This window comes from Pseudomonas sp. LBUM1646 (genome assembly GCF_059716165.1).
In genome coordinates this window covers 6,626,916-6,645,731 of sequence record NZ_CP166810.1, presented here as the reverse complement: position 1 = coordinate 6,645,731, position 18,816 = coordinate 6,626,916, and the positions used below count along the sequence as shown (strand labels likewise).

At 60.7% G+C, this 18,816-nt stretch carries 19 protein-coding genes and 1 other RNA gene; 10 read left to right on the top strand and 10 right to left on the bottom strand.

From position 1 onward, the window contains the following. Positions 1-55 precede the first annotated feature (55 nt). The 3 genes from ubiD (at position 56) to ACA071_RS30345 (ending at position 3,355) form a co-directional block, all read left to right on the top strand. On the top strand, positions 56-1,522 hold the full coding sequence (gene ubiD, locus ACA071_RS30355) for a 4-hydroxy-3-polyprenylbenzoate decarboxylase (RefSeq protein ID WP_007942423.1): 1,467 nt from the start codon (positions 56-58) through the stop codon (positions 1,520-1,522). Next, positions 1,522-2,490 carry a CDP-6-deoxy-delta-3,4-glucoseen reductase gene (locus ACA071_RS30350; RefSeq protein ID WP_497642374.1) on the top strand — a complete coding sequence of 323 codons (969 nt, stop codon included), beginning with the start codon at positions 1,522-1,524 and terminating at the stop codon, positions 2,488-2,490. Before ubiD ends, ACA071_RS30350 begins: the two co-directional genes overlap by 1 nt. Positions 2,491-2,686: 196 nt before the next feature. Next, complete coding sequence (locus ACA071_RS30345) at positions 2,687-3,355, top strand: gamma-glutamylcyclotransferase (protein ID WP_497642373.1); 669 nt, start codon at positions 2,687-2,689, stop codon at positions 3,353-3,355. On the opposite strand, the gene glpT is transcribed toward ACA071_RS30345, so the two are convergent. Continuing rightward, complete coding sequence (gene glpT / locus ACA071_RS30340; protein WP_497642372.1) at positions 3,331-4,680, bottom strand: glycerol-3-phosphate transporter; 1,350 nt, start codon at positions 4,678-4,680, stop codon at positions 3,331-3,333. The two genes, ACA071_RS30345 and glpT, sit on opposite strands and share 25 nt — an antisense overlap. Before the next feature lie 280 nt (positions 4,681-4,960). Beyond that, on the bottom strand, positions 4,961-5,938 hold the full coding sequence (locus tag ACA071_RS30335) for an NADPH:quinone oxidoreductase family protein (RefSeq protein WP_497642371.1): 978 nt from the start codon (positions 5,936-5,938) through the stop codon (positions 4,961-4,963). A 150-nt stretch (positions 5,939-6,088) separates the two neighbouring features. Here ACA071_RS30335 and ACA071_RS30330 point away from each other — a divergent pair, with 150 nt between their 5' ends. Then, entirely contained in the window at positions 6,089-6,499 is a 411-nt protein-coding gene (locus ACA071_RS30330; protein WP_497642370.1) for a flagellar basal body-associated protein FliL, read from the top strand. A 109-nt stretch (positions 6,500-6,608) separates the two neighbouring features. Here the strand turns inward: ACA071_RS30330 and ACA071_RS30325 are convergent, their stop codons facing one another. The 4 genes from ACA071_RS30325 to ACA071_RS30310 form a co-directional block, all read right to left on the bottom strand. Beyond that, complete coding sequence (locus ACA071_RS30325) at positions 6,609-7,727, bottom strand: ABC transporter permease (protein WP_497642369.1); 1,119 nt, start codon at positions 7,725-7,727, stop codon at positions 6,609-6,611. Then, positions 7,727-10,450, bottom strand: a complete 2,724-nt coding sequence (gene rbbA / locus ACA071_RS30320; RefSeq protein ID WP_497642368.1) for a ribosome-associated ATPase/putative transporter RbbA — start codon at positions 10,448-10,450, stop codon at positions 7,727-7,729. Before rbbA ends, ACA071_RS30325 begins: the two co-directional genes overlap by 1 nt. Then, positions 10,447-11,412: an HlyD family secretion protein gene (locus ACA071_RS30315; protein WP_497642367.1), complete on the bottom strand. Its 966-nt coding sequence runs from the start codon at positions 11,410-11,412 to the stop codon at positions 10,447-10,449. Before ACA071_RS30315 ends, rbbA begins: the two co-directional genes overlap by 4 nt. Before the next feature lie 131 nt (positions 11,413-11,543). Beyond that, on the bottom strand, positions 11,544-11,993 hold the full coding sequence (locus tag ACA071_RS30310; RefSeq protein ID WP_497642366.1) for an EVE domain-containing protein: 450 nt from the start codon (positions 11,991-11,993) through the stop codon (positions 11,544-11,546). 194 nt (positions 11,994-12,187) lie between these two features. On the opposite strand from ACA071_RS30310, the gene ACA071_RS30305 reads away from it, so the two are divergent. Then, entirely contained in the window at positions 12,188-12,340 is a 153-nt protein-coding gene (locus ACA071_RS30305) for a hypothetical protein (RefSeq protein WP_007942433.1), read from the top strand. Between the two features lie 35 nt (positions 12,341-12,375). Here ACA071_RS30305 and ACA071_RS30300 read toward each other — a convergent pair whose 3' ends face one another. The 4 genes from ACA071_RS30300 to ACA071_RS30285 form a co-directional block, all read right to left on the bottom strand. Further along, positions 12,376-12,981 carry a 5-formyltetrahydrofolate cyclo-ligase gene (locus tag ACA071_RS30300; RefSeq protein ID WP_497642365.1) on the bottom strand — a complete coding sequence of 202 codons (606 nt, stop codon included), beginning with the start codon at positions 12,979-12,981 and terminating at the stop codon, positions 12,376-12,378. 86 nt (positions 12,982-13,067) lie between these two features. Next, positions 13,068-13,246, bottom strand: a non-coding RNA gene (gene ssrS / locus ACA071_RS30295) — 6S RNA. Positions 13,247-13,276: 30 nt separating this feature from the next. Next, on the bottom strand, positions 13,277-13,594 hold the full coding sequence (locus ACA071_RS30290; protein ID WP_007942435.1) for a cell division protein ZapA: 318 nt from the start codon (positions 13,592-13,594) through the stop codon (positions 13,277-13,279). Further along, positions 13,591-13,800, bottom strand: coding sequence for a TIGR02449 family protein (locus ACA071_RS30285; RefSeq protein ID WP_007942437.1), 210 nt, complete (start codon positions 13,798-13,800; stop codon positions 13,591-13,593). The genes ACA071_RS30290 and ACA071_RS30285 overlap by 4 nt, the downstream gene beginning before the upstream one ends. Positions 13,801-13,983: 183 nt before the next feature. Here ACA071_RS30285 and ACA071_RS30280 point away from each other — a divergent pair, with 183 nt between their 5' ends. From ACA071_RS30280 to ACA071_RS30260, 5 genes are read left to right on the top strand one after another with little or no spacing between them, the layout of a single operon-like run. Next, on the top strand, positions 13,984-14,538 hold the full coding sequence (locus ACA071_RS30280; protein WP_497642364.1) for a YecA/YgfB family protein: 555 nt from the start codon (positions 13,984-13,986) through the stop codon (positions 14,536-14,538). Between the two features lie 27 nt (positions 14,539-14,565). Then, entirely contained in the window at positions 14,566-15,900 is a 1,335-nt protein-coding gene (gene pepP, locus ACA071_RS30275) for a Xaa-Pro aminopeptidase (RefSeq protein ID WP_497642363.1), read from the top strand. Continuing rightward, the gene (gene ubiH / locus ACA071_RS30270) at positions 15,897-17,084 is read left to right on the top strand and encodes a 2-octaprenyl-6-methoxyphenyl hydroxylase (protein WP_149660233.1); all 1,188 of its coding nucleotides are present in this window, start codon (positions 15,897-15,899) and stop codon (positions 17,082-17,084) included. The genes pepP and ubiH overlap by 4 nt, the downstream gene beginning before the upstream one ends. Then, on the top strand, positions 17,077-17,562 hold the full coding sequence (locus tag ACA071_RS30265; RefSeq protein WP_497642362.1) for a DUF4442 domain-containing protein: 486 nt from the start codon (positions 17,077-17,079) through the stop codon (positions 17,560-17,562). Before ubiH ends, ACA071_RS30265 begins: the two co-directional genes overlap by 8 nt. 9 nt (positions 17,563-17,571) lie before the next feature. Continuing rightward, positions 17,572-18,789: a 2-octaprenyl-3-methyl-6-methoxy-1,4-benzoquinol hydroxylase gene (locus ACA071_RS30260; protein ID WP_497645407.1), complete on the top strand. Its 1,218-nt coding sequence runs from the start codon at positions 17,572-17,574 to the stop codon at positions 18,787-18,789. The last annotated feature ends 27 nt before the right edge of the window (positions 18,790-18,816 follow it).

Genomic DNA, 18,816 nt, shown 5'->3' with positions numbered 1-18,816 from the left:
CCAGCGGCCGGCAGAGCAGGTAGGATGTACGCCTATTTTACGGGTGCCATCATCAATGAAATTCAAGGATCTTCGGGATTTCGTGCAGCAGCTTGAGCAGCGCGGAGAGTTGAAACGCATCCAGATCCCTGTCTCTCCTGTGCTGGAGATGACCGAAGTCTGTGATCGCACGCTGCGGGCCAAAGGCCCGGCGCTGCTGTTCGAGAACCCTACCGGTTACGACATCCCGGTACTCGGAAACCTGTTCGGCACCCCCGAGCGGGTGGCCATGGGCATGGGCGCCGAAGCGGTCAGCGAGCTGCGCGAAATCGGCAAGTTGCTGGCGTTCCTCAAGGAACCCGAGCCGCCGAAGGGCTTGAAGGATGCCTGGTCCAAGCTGCCGATCTTCCGCAAGATCATTGCCATGGCGCCGAAAGTCGTCAAAGACGCGGTCTGCCAGGAAGTGGTCATCGAAGGCGACGACGTCGACCTGGCGATGCTGCCGGTGCAGACCTGCTGGCCCGGCGACGTCGGCCCGCTGATCACTTGGGGGCTGACCGTCACCAAAGGCCCGAACAAGGACCGGCAGAACCTCGGCATTTACCGTCAGCAAGTGATCGGCCGCAACAAGGTCATCATGCGTTGGCTGAGCCACCGTGGCGGCGCGCTGGACTATCGCGAATGGTGCGAAAAGCACCCCGGCCAGCCGTTCCCGGTGTCCGTGGCGTTGGGCGCTGACCCGGCGACCATCCTCGGTGCCGTGACGCCGGTGCCCGACAGCCTCTCCGAATACGCCTTCGCCGGCCTGCTGCGCGGGAACCGCACCGAGCTGGTGAAATGCCGTGGCAATGACCTGCAAGTCCCGGCCACTGCCGAAATCATCCTCGAAGGCGTGATTCATCCGGGCGAAATGGCCGACGAAGGCCCGTACGGCGACCACACCGGTTATTACAACGAAGTGGACAGCTTCCCGGTGTTCACTGTCGAGCGCATTACCCACCGGATCAAACCGATTTACCACAGTACCTACACCGGCCGTCCACCGGATGAGCCAGCGATTCTCGGTGTGGCGCTGAACGAAGTGTTCGTGCCGATCCTGCAAAAGCAGTTCCCGGAGATCACCGACTTCTACCTGCCGCCCGAAGGCTGCTCGTACCGCATGGCCATTGTGACCATGAAGAAGTCGTATCCGGGCCATGCCAAGCGGGTAATGCTCGGTGTCTGGTCGTTTTTGCGACAGTTCATGTACACCAAGTTCGTTATCGTCACTGACGACGATATCAATGCACGCGACTGGAACGACGTGATCTGGGCTATCACCACGCGCATGGACCCCAAGCGTGACACGGTGATGATCGATAACACGCCGATCGACTACCTCGACTTTGCCTCGCCGGTCTCCGGCCTGGGGTCGAAGATGGGGCTCGATGCCACGCATAAATGGCCGGGCGAAACCACTCGCGAGTGGGGCCGGGTAATCGTCAAGGATGATGCCGTGACCCAGCGGATCGATGCCATCTGGAATCAGTTAGGAATAGATTGATGCGTGTAACCTTGCAGCCCTCCGGAGCAGTGCTAGAGATATTGCCCGGCGAGCGGATTCTCGATGGCGCGCGGCGCTTGGGCTATGAATGCCCGCAAAGCTGCCGCAACGGCAATTGCCATGTCTGTGCGGCGTTGCTGGTGGAAGGCCGGGTCGAACAGTCCGGCGATGTGCGCGACCACGGCGAGTTCTACACTTGCATAGCAGAGCCGCTGGAAGACTGCATCGTGCTGTGGGATGGCGTGCTCGCGCTGGGAGAACTGCCGGTGCGCAGCTTGTCGTGTCAGGTCATTGAATGCAGGGACGTTGGCGGGGATACCTTTCGGGTGCACCTGCGGGCGCCGGCCGGCAAGCCGCCGCGCTATCACGCCGGTCAGTACCTGATGATCGAGCGCGAGAACGGCGAGAAATCCGCCTTCTCCCTCGCATCCGCCCCCCATGCCGGGCGCGACCTGGAAATTCACGTATTGGCGCGCGAATCCAGTGCGTTGAGCCTGATCGAACAGCTGCAACGCAACGCCATGGTGCGCATTGAAATGCCTTTCGGTGATACCCATCTGGCTGAGTTGCCGGACGGACCGCTGGTGTTGATCGCTGCCGGTACCGGCATGGGCCAGATTCACAGCCTGATCGAACATTGCCGCGCCGCCGGTTTCAAGCATCCGGTGCATCTGTATTGGGGCGTGCGCCGTCCTGAAGACTTCTATGAAATCGAACATTGGGACGAATGGCTGAAGCTGCCCAATCTGTTCCTGCATAAAGTCGTCAGCGATCAATGCGGTTGGGAAGGGCGCTGCGGGATGTTGCATGAGGCGGTGTGCGAGGACTTTGCCGATTTGAAATCGCTGCATGTCTACGCCAGTGGCTCTCCGGCGATGGTCTACGGCACGCTGGACGCGTTGGTTGAGGCGGGGATGGACGCGCATCAGATGCGCGCCGACGTATTCGCTTACGCTCCCCGGTCTTAAATCGTTATAACTCCCTATATAGCCGATCGGTATTTATAGATTTATATAAATGCCGGTAGGTTATATGTCATATGGGCAATTAGTTAAGAGCTGTGCCATGGCACTTAAATTGCCTTAAAACTTATGTGCCTTATTGTTACAGCGGTGCGTTCTATTAAGTAATTCTTTACCCGCGGGGAGCTGAACGCTATTCGCCATGAGCGCCATTGAATCTGCTTTTCTGGAATTGCCTTACCCTCCGCGGCTCGATCTGGGGCCGCAGCTTACGCACGAACAATTGCTCAGCTCGATGCAGTCGACCATGGCGCGCCACAAGGGTGGGCCGGTCTGGCTGTTCGCTTACGGTTCGCTGATCTGGCGACCAGAATGCGCGGCGGTGGAGCGAGTGCGCGGTCGAGTGCACGGCTATCATCGCGGTTTGTACCTGTGGTCCCACGAACATCGAGGCACGCCGGAAGTACCGGGCCTGGTGTTTGGCCTGGATCGCGGCGGCTCTTGCAGCGGTTTCGCCTATCGCCTTCCCGAAGAACAACTCGAAGCCTCGCTGTACGCCTTGTGGCAGCGCGAAATGCCATTTCCGTCCTATCGCCCACATTGGCTCAACTGCCGTCTCGAAGACGGAAGCCAGGTTCAGGCATTGGGATTTGTGTTGGAGCGGCACCTGCCCAGCTATGCCGGCAACTTGCCGGATCACGTGCTGAGCCAGGTGTTCGAAAGCGCCTGCGGGCGTTACGGCACCACTCGCGATTATGTCGAGCAGACCGCCAACGCCCTGCGTAGCCACGCCATGCCAGACCGGAATCTGGAGGCGCGGCTCAAGCGTTGCAAATCAACGTCCGATCAGGCGACGGCTTCGCGGCTCTGACTGGCGACGTTCTTGTGACCCAGCGTGGGTGCCAGGAACGCCATCGCCAGCAGGCAGGCAGCGACCAACAGAATGAAACCGCCGTCCCAGCCGAAATAGTCCACGGTGTAACCCATCAGGGCACTGGCCGCGACTGAACCACCCAGATAACCGAACAAGCCGGTAAAGCCCGCAGCGGTACCGGCAGCCTTCTTCGGCACCAGTTCCAGTGCTTGCAGGCCAACCAGCATCACCGGCCCGTAGATCAGGAAGCCGATCGCGAACAGCGAGATCATGTCGATCATCGGGTTGCCCGGTGGATTCAGCCAGTAAACGATCGTCGCAACCGTCACCAGCGCCATGAACACCATGCCGGTCAGGCCACGGTTGCCACGGAAAATCTTGTCCGACATCCAGCCGCACAGCAGCGTGCCCGGAATGCCCGCCCACTCGTACAAGAAGTAAGCCCACGAGGTCTTGTCGAAATCGAAGTGCTTGACCTCTTTCAGGTAGGTCGGCGCCCAGTCGAGGATGCCGTAGCGCAGCAAATAGACGAAGACGTTGGCCAAGGCGATGAACCAGAGCATTTTGTTGCGCAGCACGTATTTGACGAAGATGTCCTTGGCGCTGAATTCTTCTTCGTGGCTGGCGTCGTAGCCTTCCGGGTAATCGTTCTTGTACTTCTCGATCGGCGGCAGGCCGGTCGATTGCGGCGTATCGCGCATCACAATGAAGGCAAACACGGCGACCACCAGCGCCACGGCGGCCGGGACGTAGAACTTGCTGTGCCAGTCGTTGAACCAGCCCATGCCAAGAATCGCCAACGGTCCGATCAAGCCACCGCCAACGTTATGCGCGGTGTTCCAGACCGAGACCACACGGCCACGTTCTTTCTGCGACCACCAGTGCACCATGGTCCGGCCACTCGGCGGCCAACCCATGCCTTGCGCCCAACCGTTGATGAACAACAGGATGAACATCATGGTGACGCTGGACGTCGCCCACGGTGCGAAACCGAACACGAACATCACCCCGGCAGACACCAGGAGGCCGAAGGGCAGGAAGTAACGGGGGTTGGAGCGGTCGGACACGATGCCCATCAGAAACTTGGACAGACCGTAGGCGATTGCAATCGCCGACATCGCCACACCCAGTTGGCCCTTTGTGTAGCCTTGGGCGATCAGATCCGGGAAGGCCAGGGTGAAGTTCTTGCGCAGCAGGTAGTAACCCGCGTACCCAATGAAAATCCCGGCGAAGATCTGCCAGCGAAGTCGTTTGTAGGTGTCGTCTATTTTTTCTTCAGGCAATGGAGCCTGATGTGCGGCAGGTCGAAAGAAAGCAAACATTCAAGAGCTCCAAATTTCTTGTTTTGACTGCGGATGCGAATGTTACAGTTTCGTTACCGAAAATAGCACCGGTTCGCATTGGCAAAACAGCGGAAATGTTAGAGATCGGGTGTTCCTTTATGAACATGTCGCTCAGGTGTAAGTGTAGGACGGTGTGGGAAAGGTTACTTGGTAAGCCTTTGTGCGGTTTCACAACCAGAGTAGTGCGGGGTTTTGAGAAATATCCTGCGTATAAAGAAGAAGCGATCCGGATTCTGCCGTCCAGACCGCTTCATCATTTTCAACGAACCTGCACCACCACCTTCCCGACCGCCTTGCGCTGGCCAAGATCATTAATCGCCTGTGCCGCCTCACTAAGCGGATACACCTGCGACACCAACGGCTTCAACTTGCCTTCGGCGAACCAGCCAAACAACTGCTGGAAGTTCGCCGCGTTGTCCTGGGGCTGGCGCTGGGCAAACGAGCCCCAAAACACACCGACTACCGCTGCGCCTTTAAGCAGGGCGAGGTTGACCGGGAATTCGGGAATGCGTCCGCTGGCGAAACCGACCACCAGCAGGCGGCCGTTCCAGGCGATGGCGCGCACGGCTTGGTCGAACAGATCGCCGCCCACCGGGTCGTAGATCACGTCGGCGCCCTGACCGTCAGTCAGGCGTTTGATTTCGTCCTTGAGGCTGGTTTCGCTGTAGTTGATCAATTCATCAGCGCCGGCGGCCTTGGCCACGGCGAGTTTTTCAGCGCTGCTGGCGGCGGCGATCACCCGGGCGCCCATGGCTTTGCCGATTTCCACGGCGGCCAGGCCGACACCGCCGGAAGCGCCCAGCACCAGCAGGGTTTCACCTGGTTGCAGATTGGCCCGTTGCTTGAGGGCGTGCATCGAGGTGCCGTAGGTCATGCTGAACGCAGCGGCGGTGTTGAAATCCATCGACGGCGGGATCGGCAGCACGTTGTAGCCCGGCACCGCGACCTGTTCGGCAAAGCTGCCCCAACCGGTCAGGGCCATGACCCGGTCACCGACCCTGAGGTGGCTGACCTTTTCGCCCACCGCGCTGACCACACCAGCCGCTTCGCCGCCCGGGGAAAACGGGAAGGGCGGCTTGAACTGATATTTGCCCTCGATGATCAGCGTGTCCGGAAAGTTGACCCCGGCGGCGTGCACGTCCAGCAGGATTTCATTCTTCTTGGCGACAGGACTGGCGACGTCTTCCAGCACCAGCGATTCGGCGGGGCCGAAGGCTTTGCATAGCACGGCTTTCATCAGGGCTATTCCTTTGGGAGTGATGGCCGATAAGTGTAGGTGTGTGAGTCGTTGGGTCAACGAGCATGCCCGGCCCTGATAGTCAGCCATAAGCTTGTGCTTGCGCGGCGGGTCGTTATGCTAGGCCGCAAACCGGATAAGGAGCGAATTGTGAAAGCGTGGATCATGTTGTTGCTGGCCCTGTCTCTGCCGATGGCAGCGATGGCCGAAGAAGCCGCCAAAGAAGGTGAAGCCCCGAAAGTCAGCTACCTGACCCTGAGCCCGCCGTTCGTGGGTAACTATGGGCTGGACGGTACGCCGAAGCTGAAGGTCTTCAAGGCTGACGTGGCGTTGCGGGTGACCGGGGATGAGGCAGCAAAAGCGGTCAAGGCCAACGAACCCTTGATTCGCAATCAACTCGTGGCGTTGTTCACCCAGCAGACCACCGAGGCGATGAACAGCATTGATGGCAAGGAAAAGCTGCGTCAGGAAGCCCTGAAACAGACCCAGCAAGTGATGAGCGACGAAACCGGCAAGCCGGTGGTTGAGGATTTGTTGTTCAACAACTTGATCATTCAATAAGACTTCGGCTGTCTGGGCTGGCCCTATCGCGAGCAAGCTCGCTCCCACATTGGATCTGCGTAATCCTTGTGGAAGCGAGCCTGCTCGCGAAGGGGGGCGACGCGGTCCTTCAGGACGCCAGACTCTTGCGAAACCGCATCAGCGCAATCGCAAAGAACACCAGCCCGATGGCGGTCAGCGCCAGCAAATCCGGCCAGACCACGCTCAACCCGGCATCGCGAAACAGGATCGCGGCGCTGAGGCTGACGAAGTGCGTCGACGGCGAACCCTGCATCACCCATTGCAGCCATTGCGGCATGCTGTCGAGCGGCGTGCTACCGCCGGACAGCAGCAACATCGGGATGATCACTGGAATCGCCAGCAGTCCAAACTGCGGCGTGGAGCGGGCCAAGGTCGCTAGAAATATCCCCAATGCCGTACTGGCAAACAAATAAACCGCCGTCACCAGCAAAAATAGGGTCATGGAGCCGGCCAGTGGCACGCCCAGCGCACCTTTGACGATCACTTCCAGCGAGATCCAGGTGCACAGCACCACCACTAGCATGTTGCTCCATATTTTCGCCAGCATGATTTCCAGCGCCGTCAGCGGCAGCACCAGCAAATGGTCGAGGGTGCCGTGTTCGCGCTCACGCAGCAGCGCCGTGCCGGTGAGGATGATCGCGAGGATGGTGATGTTGTTGACGATCTGAATCACCGCCAGGAACCAGCCGCCCTCCAGATTCGTGTTGAACAGCGAGCGAGTGGTCAACAGCGCCGGCGCCTTGCTGGCGGGATCAATCTGGCCGCTGTAGGTCAGCAGTTCGCGCTGGAAAATCCGCCCGATGTATCCCGCGCCCATGAACGCCTGGCTCATCGCCGTTGCATCGACGTTGATCTGCACCGCCGGTTGGCGACCGGCCAACAGATCCGTCTGGAAATTCGCCGGTACGTTGATCACGAACGTGTACTGGCCGCTGTCCATGACCTGATCGAGTTGCCCGTAAGGTAGCAGCACCGGTCGCTGGAACTCCGGCGGTTGCAGGGCCTGGGCCAGTTGCCGCGAGAGGTGGCTGTGATCTTCGTCGACAATGGCCACGCTGGCGTTGTGCACGCCGATCACCGAGCCGGCGGCCGGCATGTAGATCGCCACGGTAAAGGCGTAGAACAGAAATAGCAGCAACACACTGTCGTGGCGCAGGCTGGTCAGTTCCTTGAGGCCCAGCCGCAAGATATGCGCAAGCTTGTGCATCAGGCCTCCTGCTTTTTCAGCATGACCAGGCTGAGCCCGGTGAACCCGAGAAAGAACCCGAACAGCGCCAGGCATTGCGACCATAACTGCCGCAGGTCCAAGGCTTTGGTGAAGGTGCCGACGGCGATATCGAGGAAGTAACCGGCTGGAAACAGCATGCCCATCACCGAGGCTGCACCGTCAAGGGATGAGCGCGGCACGATCAGCCCGGAGAACTGGATGGTCGGCAGGCTGGTGATGATCATGGTGCCGAGGATCGCGGCGATCTGGGTGCGGGTGAACGCAGAGATCAGCAGGCCCATGCTGGTGGTCGCCAGCACGTAGAGCAACCCACCGAAGGCCAGGGTCAGGCCGCTACCCTTGAACGGCACGCCGAACAGCCAGCGGTTCATCGCCACCAGCACCGCGAGGTTGACCAGGCTGATGGCCAGATACGGCGCCTGTTTGCCCAGCAGGAATTCCAGTCGGGTCAGCGGCGTGGCGTAGAAGTTGGTGATCGATCCCAACTCCTTCTCGCGCACGATCCCCAGCGCGGTGAGCATGGCCGGGATAAACGCGAGGATCAGCGCCATCACCCCGGGGCCGATAGCGTTAACGCTGACCACGTCCTGGTTGTAGCGGAATCGGGTTTCCAGTTTGGCCGCCGCCTGATGGTTCAGTGCGGGGCTGCTCTGTTCGGCCAATTGCTCGATATTCGCCTGGTGCACCGCCTCGACGTAGTTGCGACTGGTCTCGGCACGAAACGGCATCCCACCATCCATCCACGCCGCCACGGTAGGCTGGCGCCCGGCGTACAGGTCGCGGCCAAAGCCCGGCGGGATCTCCAGCGCCAGTTTGATCTCCGAACGTTGAAGGCGTCGATGCAATTCTTTGCTATCGCGGATCGGTGCTTGTTCGGCGAAATAGCGCGAGCTGCGGAAGGCTTCCAGATAGGTACGGCTTTGCGGCGTCTGGTCTTGGTCGAACACGGCGAAGGCGAGTTTTTCCACGTCCAGGGAAATGCCGTAGCCGAAGATCACCATCATGAAAATCGCCCCGAGCAGGGCGAACGCCATCCGCACTTTATCGCGCAGCAACTCCTTGCCTTCGCGACTGGCCACTGCCACCAGACGCCCGACGCTGAAACCGCGCTCCTTCATCGGCTTGGCTGGCGTAACAGGTTCGTCGGTGGGTGCTACGGGCGTTGGGGGTTCACTCGCGCCTTGGGCTTGTTCCAGGCAAGTGACAAACGCTGCTTCCAGCGACTCGCCCTTGAACTGCTGTTGCAGCGCCGGCGGGGTGTCGCAGGCCAGCACCTTGCCGGCGTGCATCAGCGAGATACGGTCGCAGCGCTGGGCTTCGTTCATGAAGTGGGTCGAGAGGAAAATCGTCACGCCTTGCTCGCGGGACAACTCGATCAGCAATCGCCAGAAATCATCCCGCGCCGCCGGGTCGACGCCGGAGGTCGGTTCATCGAGGATCAACACTTCCGGGCGATGCAGCACCGCCACGGCCAGGGATAGCCGTTGGCGTAAACCAAGGGGCAGGGCGCCGGACTGTTGATTGGCGACGCTGCCGAGGTTGAAGCGCTGGATCAATTCGTCGATGCGCGGGGCACTGTCGGCCTTGGGTAAATCGAACAAGCGGGCGTGCAAATCCAGGTTCTGCCGAACGCTGAGCTCGCCATACAGCGAGAAGCTCTGGGACATGAAGCCGACCCGTTTGCGGGTGGCCAGGTCCTTGGCGTTCACTGGGTTGCCCAGCAGCGTGGCGCTGCCCTCGCTGGCCGGCATCAGCCCGGTAAGGACTTTCATGGTGGTGGTTTTGCCGCAGCCGTTGGAGCCGAGAAAACCGAAGATCTCACCGCGACCGATGGCGAAGCTGACTTTGTCGACAGCGGTGAAATCACCGAAGCGCAACGTCAGGTCGTGGGCTTCGATAGCGATGTCAGTGTTGGCACCGCTGCGCGGTGGGATCACCAGTGGTTGATTGTCGTGGCCACTGTCGCCCTGAAAGTGGGTGAACGCTTCGTCGAGTTTGCCGCTGGGCGTCGCGGCGGCCAGTTCACTGCTCAGGCCCGTCGCTATCAGCTTGCCGCCATCGAGCATCAGGCAATGTTCGAACTGCTCGGCCTCTTCCATATAAGCAGTGGCGACCAGCAGCGTCAGTTGCGGGCGCTGGCTTCGCACATCGTCGACCAATTCCCAGAAGCGCCTACGGGACAGTGGATCGACGCCAGTGGTCGGTTCGTCGAGGATCAGCAAGTCTGGCTCATGGATCAGCGCACAACAGAGCCCGAGTTTCTGCTTCATGCCGCCCGAGAGCTTGCCGGCGGGGCGGTCGGCAAAGCGCAGCAGATCGGTGGCCAGCAGCAGGCTGTGCATGCGCTGATTACATTCGGCTTTCGACAGGCCAAACAGGGTGGCGAAAAAGTGGATGTTCTCGCTGATCGACAGTTCGGGATAAAGATTGCCGCCCAGGCCCTGGGGCATGAAGGCGATGCGCGGGTAGAGGCTGTTGCGATGGCGGCGATCCTGGATCGAGCCGCCCAACACTTCCAGTTGACCGTCTTGCAGGGTTTTCACCCCGGCGATCAGTCCCAAGAGGCTCGACTTGCCGGCGCCATCAGGGCCGATCAGCCCGCAACGCGTACCGGCGGGCAGGCTGAACGTGATATCGCTCAGCGCCTGCTGTTTACCGTAACGGTGATGGATGCCGGTCGCTTGCAGCGCCAGGCCGGTCATTGCAGGTTGGCCGGCCAGCTAATAGAGGCGGTGCGCACATAACCGGCGCCGGGCATGCCCGGTTTAGCCTGGGGCAGGGCGCTTGGGTCGGTCAGGCGCAGTTTGACGCGGAACACCAGTTTCTGGCGTTCGTCGCGAGTCTCGACTTCTTTGGGAGTGAACTGTGATTTGCCGGCGACGAAAGTGATTTTTGCCGGCAGCGAGTGATCAGGCAGGGCGTCGAGCAGGATTCGCGCTTCATCGCCAACTGCCACGCGCCCGGTTACCGAGGCTGGGAGGTAGAGGTTCATGTACTGGTCGTTAGGATCGATCAGCAACAGTACCCGTCCGCCCGCACCGAGCACTTCGCCGGGTTCGGCCATGCGCAACTGGATCACCCCGTCGATGGGGGCCCGCAGGCTGCTATCGTCAATTTCGCTGGTCAGCATCGCGACCTGGGCCTGCGCCGCACCAATCGCCGCACCGACGGCCGAGACCTGGGCTCGGGATGCGGCGACTGCGGCACTGCCAGTGTCCAGGCGTGCTTGCTGTTGATCGATGATCTGACCACTGACGAAACCGTGCTTGAACAGTTCCTGGGAACGCTTGAGTTCCTGTTGCGCGAGCCGTTGTTCGCTCTGGCGCAGTTGCACGTTGGCCTGGGCGGCGGAAAGGTTTTCCCGGGCGCGTAGCTCCTCGGCTTCAGCCTGATTGCGCTGGGCTTCCAGGGTGCGGGTATCCATGCGGGCCAGCAGTTGGCCCTTGATGACCTTGTCGCCTTCATCGACCAGCACCTCGGCCAGTCGCCCCGGCGTTTTGCTGGCGATCTGCACTTCGGTGGCTTCAAGGCGACCGTTGCCGACGTACAGGCCTTCGGGCAGACGGTCATGCATCGACTTCCAGTAACCGAAACCGCCGGCGCCCAGCAGCAGAACCATCAAAGAGCTGGCGAACAAAATCGAAGAGCGACTGTGCGTAGACATGCGGGCATCCTGCGGCTGTTGCGTCCTAGTCTGGCTGATCGAGCGCCGAGGCGGCTTGATGCCAGTCAATTGAGACGCAGCCTAACCCGATTGGGTGGGCAAAAGAGGATGACCGTGCGGTTCTGCTTTACTTAGCGCAATTGGAGAACTGCAGCCCATTGCTCGGCGGTCACCGGCATCACTGACAGGCGCGAGCCTTTCTGCACCAGCGGCATTTCAGCCAGCGCCGTTTGCTGTTTCAGGTAATCGAGTTTCAGGACGTTGGCGAACGTTTTAACGTGAGCCACATCGATGGCGCTCCAAGCGTTTTTCTCCGGGGTAGCCTTCGGATCGTAGTAATGACTCTCAGGCTCAAGGGCCGTCGGGTCCGGATACGCCGCTTCGACAATCTGGCCGATCCCGGCAATTCCGGGCTCCGGGCAACTGGAGTGATAGAAGAAGAACTCATCTCCCACCGCCATCGCCCGTAAGAAGTTGCGCGCCTGATAGTTGCGAACCCCGTCCCAGCGCGCTTTGCCAAGCCTCTCAAGGTCTTTGATCGAGAGTTCATCGGGCTCGGATTTCATCAGCCAATAGGCCATGGTTTTTGCTCCTTGCGAGAGGGTGGGCAAGTTGTCGGGCAATTTTATGACAAACCGACAGTCGGTTGACGCCAGTGTTTGCGTGTCGGTTCACGTTGTCGCAAAATGCCGGCCTTCTAAGCTTGACGCTGCCGCACGGCCTACAACGGAAACCGCTGCTGTCATCGTGTTGATATGCCTTTGGGGGGCAATCGATGAAACGCAAACCGGATTTACTATGGATTTTGGTTATTTTGTTCGGCCTCGGCGTCGTGACCACTGGCTATGCCCAAAGCCTGTGGAACAACAAGACCGACGCGCCGATCGAGATCGCGCAGCAACAACAGCCGTCGGCCTTCAAACGCTGAACCGGTCTTCTGGACGCCGCTGAACCCAGTGGCGTCTAGCCTGCGAAATACCACGCCTTGTCTGTCACCGTTCCTTGCAACGGTACATCCCAACTCGCCTGAGCCAATCGTCCGACCTTCTGACATTCATGGGCCAGCCCCAACAGCGTCGGCTTGCGCCAGGTTTTGCGCCGCGCCAGGTACGCCAGACTACGGTCATAAAAACCACCGCCCATGCCCAGGCGCCCGCCGACATCGTCAAACCCGACCAATGGCAATAGCACCAGATCTAGCGTCCAGACTTTGCGTTGCCGGGCGAGGTTGGCTTGCGGTTCGAGAATCCGGAAACGGTTGGGCTTGAGTTTTTCACCCGGGCGGATTCGCTGAAACACCATTTTGGTCCGCGGCCAGGCGCTGAGCACCGGCAGATACGTGGCCTTGCCCCGGCGTTGCGCGGCACGCAGCAGCAGACGCGGGTCGATTTCACCGTCGGTGGGCAGATAAAGAGAGATATGTTTTGCGCGGCGAAACAGCGGGTGCTGGGCCAATTGCTTGTACAGCCCGCGAGCGGCTTGACGCTGCTGACTGGCTGTCAGTGCGCGGCGGGCCTTGCGCAGCATGCGTCGAAGTTGCGGGCGGGGAAGCAGCGCAGGTTCGGTCATGGATTAGGGCTTCAGCAGGTCGAGTGCACAAAGCGTACTCGTAAAAAAGCCGATGCCGGTATTTAAACCGGCATCGGACTGGAATCAGGCTCCCCGGATGAACCGCTGCTGACTTAGCCCTTGAACCCGAAAGTTCAAGGTGGAAGATGCAGTAGGCTTTAAGGCTTTCCGTCTAGCGGACATGCACACCAGCCCAACGTGCAACTTCCAGGGTAGTGCGAATCGGCTCAGGGACATCGTCAACTGGCAAGCACCCCAGGGAGTGACGCGAGTATACCCCAAGCGGTTCCACGAATCAGCCCTTGGTGACGTCCGGATCGGTCGCGAGCACCAGATCGACGCGGTCGAGCAGGTCGCGAACCTGCTCGCGGGTCGAACCGCTGGCCTGCACGTCCGGGCGTTCTTCCTTGTGCAGCAGGTCGTGGGTGATGTTCAGCGCGGCCATCACGGCGATGCGGTCGGCACCGATGACTTTGCCGCTGCTGCGGATTTCGCGCATCTTGCCGTCCAGGTAACGGGCAGCACTCACCAGATTGCTGCGCTCTTCCTGGGGGCAGATGATCGAATATTCTTTGTCGAGGATCTGCACGGTAACGCTATTGCTTGAACTCATGAGTCTTGCTCCAGGGCCTTGAGGCGCGAAATCATTGACTCGACCTTACGCCGGGCGATTTCGTTTTTTTCAATGAGGTGAGCGCGTTCCTCGCGCCAGGTCTTTTCCTGAGCTAATAGGAGTCCATTTTGGCTCTTTAGTTGCTCGACTCGGCTAATTAGCAGCTCGAGTCTTGCCATCAGCGCTTGCAGATCGGTGTCTTCCATTTTGTCCACTGAATAGGTGTCTGATGGGTGGCAGGCTCTGTAGGAAATTGCCGACGCGTCGAGCGCGCTTAGTTTCGTACAGCCCCAGGCTGGTGGACAGCCTTTAATAGTCTTGGCGAGTCTGTCGATGTAGGATACAAGGCCTTCATTCTAGACATAGCGCCGTCTGGCGCCTAGCTGCCCATGCCCATTCAGAATTCCCCGTACCAAGCCTTTGCCACCCTGCTGACTTCCAGCGGTCATAACGTCTCGCCTGCCGAACTGCATGGCCTGTTGCTCGGCCGCAGTTGTGCCGGTGCCGGCTTCGAAGCCGACAGCTGGCTGGCCGATGCCGCCGAGCTGCTCGAAGGCGAGCCGCAAGACAATGTTCGCAACGCCCTGATCGGCCTGCAAGAGATGGTCAAGGGCGAGCTGACCGGCGACGACATGACTGTCGTTCTGCTACTGCCAACCGACGACGCCCCGCTGGCTGACCGCGCCGCCGCACTGGGCCAATGGTGCCAGGGCTTCCTGACCGGCTTCGGTCTGACCCGTCGTGAATATGCCCTGACAACCGAAGCCACCGAAGTGCTGCAAGATCTGGCCGCCATCGCCCAGGTACAAGATGCTCTGGAAGAGTCTGACGACGGCGAAAGCGATTACATGGAAGTGATGGAGTACCTGCGCGTTGCTCCGTTGTTGTTGTTCACGGAAACCAAGAAAACCGACGAAGCCACCGCCAAACCGTCGTTGCATTAATCGCCTGCCAGGGAAAGCCATCTGCCCATGATTCATATCCCGAAATCGGAATACAGCCGTCGCCGCAAGGCCTTGATGGCGCAGATGGAACCCAACAGCATCGCGATCCTGCCCGCTGCCGCAGTTGCCATTCGCAACCGCGACGTCGAGCACGTCTACCGCCAGGACAGCGACTTCCAGTACCTCAGCGGTTTCCCCGAGCCTCAAGCCGTCATCGTTTTGATGCCCGGCCGTGAGCACGGCGAATACCTGCTGTTTTGCCGCGAGCGCAACGCCGAGCGAGAACTGTGGGACGGCCTGCGCGCCGGCCAGGAAGGCGCGATCCGCGACTTCGGCGCCGATGACGCCTTCCCCATCACCGACATCGACGACATCCTGCCGGGCCTGATCGAAGGGCGCGACCGGGTCTATTCGGCCATGGGCAGCAACCCGGAATTCGACCGCCACCTGATGGACTGGATCAACGTGATCCGCTCTAAAGCGCACCTCGGCGCCCAGCCGCCGAACGAATTCGTTGCCCTGGATCATCTGCTTCACGACATGCGCCTGTATAAATCGGCGGCAGAAGTGAAGGTGATGCGCGAAGCCGCACGGATTTCCGCCCAGGCGCATATCCGCGCAATGCAGGCCAGCCGTGCCGGTTTGCATGAGTTCAGCCTGGAAGCCGAGCTCGACTACGAATTCCGCAAGGGCGGGGCGAAGATGCCGGCTTATGGCTCGATCGTCGCCTCGGGCCGCAACAGCTGCATCCTGCATTACCAGGAGAATGATGCGGTGCTCAAGGACGGCGACCTGGTGCTGATCGATGCCGGTTGCGAGATCGACTGCTACGCCAGCGACATCACCCGCACCTGGCCGGTCAACGGCAAGTATTCAGCGGAACAGAAAGCGATCTACGAGTTGGTGCTGGCTTCTCAGGAAGCCGCGTTTGCTGAAATCGCCCCGAACAAGCACTGGAATCAGGCGCATGAAGCCACGGTCCGGGTGATTACCACCGGTCTGGTGAAGTTGGGCCTGTTGCAGGGCGACGTCGACGAACTGATCGCCAGCGAAGCCTATAAAGCGTTTTACATGCACCGCGCCGGCCACTGGCTGGGCATGGATGTGCATGACGTCGGCGAGTACAAGGTCGGCGGCGAATGGCGCGTGCTGGAGGTCGGCATGGCGCTGACCGTGGAACCGGGCATCTACATCGCGCCGGACAACCAGAACGTAGCGAAGAAATGGCGCGGCATTGGCGTGCGCATCGAGGACGACGTGGTAGTGACCAAGACCGGTTGTGAAATCCTGACGAAAGGCGTGCCGAAAACGGTTGCCGAGATCGAGGCCTTGATGGCGCAAGCACGGACACAAGCGGCATGAGTCGAGTCAATCTGGCAATCATCGGTGGCGGTCTGGTCGGCGCCAGTCTGGCGCTGGCGCTGCAGGCCGGGGCCAAGGCGCGTGGCTGGAAGATCGTGCTGATCGAGCCGTTCGCCCCCGGTGACACCTATCAACCGAGCTACGACGCCCGTTCTTCGGCGCTGTCCTATGGCGCTCGGCAGATTTATCAACGGCTGGGCGTGTGGCAGGAAATCTCCCGCCGCGCCGAGCCGATCAAGCAGATTCATGTGTCCGACCGTGGGCGTTTTTCCACGGCGCGGCTGTCGGCGATGGAAGAGGGCGTTCCTGCGCTGGGTTATGTGGTGGAAAACGCCTGGCTCGGCCAATGCCTCTGGCAAGGCCTGGACAAGGACGTGGTCAGCTGGCGTTGCCCGGCGGAAGTCACCCGCATGGAGCCGCTGACCGACGGCTATCGCCTGACCCTCAACGATGAAACCACGCTTGAATGCGACCTCGCAGTGCTCGCCGATGGCGGCCGCTCCGGTTTGCGCGAGCAACTGGGGATCGGCATCAAAACGCGCCCGTACAATCAGAGCGCGCTGATCGCCAACATCACCCCGAGCGAAGCCCATAACGGCATGGCGTTCGAGCGTTTCACCGACGAAGGCCCGATGGCCTTGCTGCCGTTGCCGGACAACCGTTGCGCCTTGGTCTGGACCCGTTTGGGCATGGACGCGCAAAGATTGGCGGCCCTCGATGAAAAGAGTTTCCTCAGCGAGTTGCAGGGCGTGTTCGGCTATCGCCTCGGCACTTTGAAACAGGTTGGTGCGCGGCATTTGTACCCGCTGACCTTGATCGAGGCCGAAGAGCAGGTGCGTCCGCATCTGGCGATTCTCGGCAACGCGGCCCACAGTCTGCACCCGATTGCCGGCCAGGGTTTCAACTTGTCCTTGCGCGATGCCCAGGCTTTGGCCGATGCATTGTTGGCCAGCGAGACCGGGCCCGGCGACTTTGCGACCTTGCAGGCTTATCGCGAACGCCAGCGCATGGATCAGAACCTCACTGTGGGTTTCTCCGATCAGGTCACCCGCTTGTTTGGCAGCACGCAGCCGTTGGTGTCACTGGGCCGCAATATCGGCCTGCTCGGCCTTGATCTGTTGCCGCCGGCCAAACGCTGGTTCGCCCGTCAGGCCATGGGTTTGGGTACTCGCCCGGATGCGTGAGTGGCTGACTGCAAAATTCGGCAAGGCGCGGTTGATGCGCTGGGTCATGACGCTGTATCCACCGTACCTCGGCGCGGGTGTGCGGGTGCGGCACATCAGCGATGACTTCCGCGACATCAAGGTGTCCATGGGGCTGGGGTGGTACAACCGCAACTACGTCGGCACCCAGTTCGGTGGCAGTCTGTATTCAATGGTCGATCCGTTCTACATGCTGATGCTGATGGAAAACCTCGGGCGCCAGTACATCGTCTGGGACAAGGCCGCCGACATCGATTTCATCGCGCCGGGCAAAGGTCCGGTGTTCGCCCGTTTCAACATCGACGAGACCTTGCTCGACGAAATCCGCCGGCAGACGGCGAGTGGCGAGAAATACCTGCCGAAGTTGCAGGTCGATATTCACGACGGCGCCGGCACCTTGGTGGCGCGGGTCGAAAAAACCCTTTACGTGCGGCTCAAGCCGCAAGCGAGACAGGCTTAAAGCATGGACATGCGCGCAGATCTGCTGATTGTCGGGGCCGGAATGGTCGGCAGCGCCCTGGCGCTGGCGTTACAGGACAGCGGGCTGGAAGTCCTGCTGCTGGACGGCAGCCCGATGAGCGTCAAACCCTTTAATGCCCAAGCGCCGTTCGAACCGCGAGTGAGCGCCTTGTCGGCCGCCAGCCAGCGGATTCTTGAGCGCCTCGGCGTCTGGGACGGCATCGCCAACAGACGCAGCAGTCCGTACACCGACATGCACGTCTGGGACGGCAGCGGCACCGGGCAAATTCACTTCTCGGCCGCCAGTGTGCACGCCGACGTGCTGGGGCATATCGTCGAGAACCGCGTGGTTCAGGACGCCTTGCTCGACCGCTTGCACGACTGCGACCTCGGCATGCTGGCCAATGCGCGCCTGGAGCAGATGCGCCGCTCCGGCGATGACTGGCTGCTGACCCTGGCCGATGGCCGCACGTTGCGTGCGCCGTTGGTGATCGCGGCGGACGGCGCCAATTCGGCGGTGCGCCGGCTGACCGGTGTTGCAACGCGGGAGTGGGATTACCTGCACCACGCAATCGTCACCAGCGTGCGCAGCTCCAAACCGCATCAGATGACGGCGTGGCAGCGCTTTACCGATAACGGTCCGCTGGCCTTCCTGCCGCTTGAACGGGACGGTCAGCAGGATTGGTGCTCGATCGTCTGGTCGACCACGCCGAGCGAAGCCGAACGCCTGATGGCGCTGGATGACGAAGGGTTCTGCCGTGAACTGGAACGGGCCTTTGAGGGCCGTTTGGGCACGGTGCTCAGCGCCGATCCGCGTCTGTGCGTGCCGCTGCGTCAGCGCCATGCCAAGCGTTATGTGGCGGAAGGGCTGGCACTGATCGGCGATGCGGCGCATACCATTCACCCACTGGCCGGGCAAGGCGTGAACCTGGGTTTCCTCGATGCCGCGGTGCTGGCTGAAGTGCTGCTGCAAGCGGCGGAACGCGGCGAGCGTCTGGCGGATGTGAAGGTCCTCAGTCGCTACGAGCGCCGGCGCATGCCGCACAATTTGGCGTTGATGGCGGCGATGGAAGGCTTCGAGCGGTTGTTCCAGGCTGATCCGCTGCCGGTGCGCTGGTTGCGCAATGCCGGGCTGAAGATTGTCGAGCAGCTGCCGGAGGCCAAGGCGTTGTTTGTGCGTGAGGCGCTGGGGTTGACCGGGGATTTGCCGGCACTCGCCAAGGCCTGACCCTTCGCGCATGTCTTTGTAGGAGCA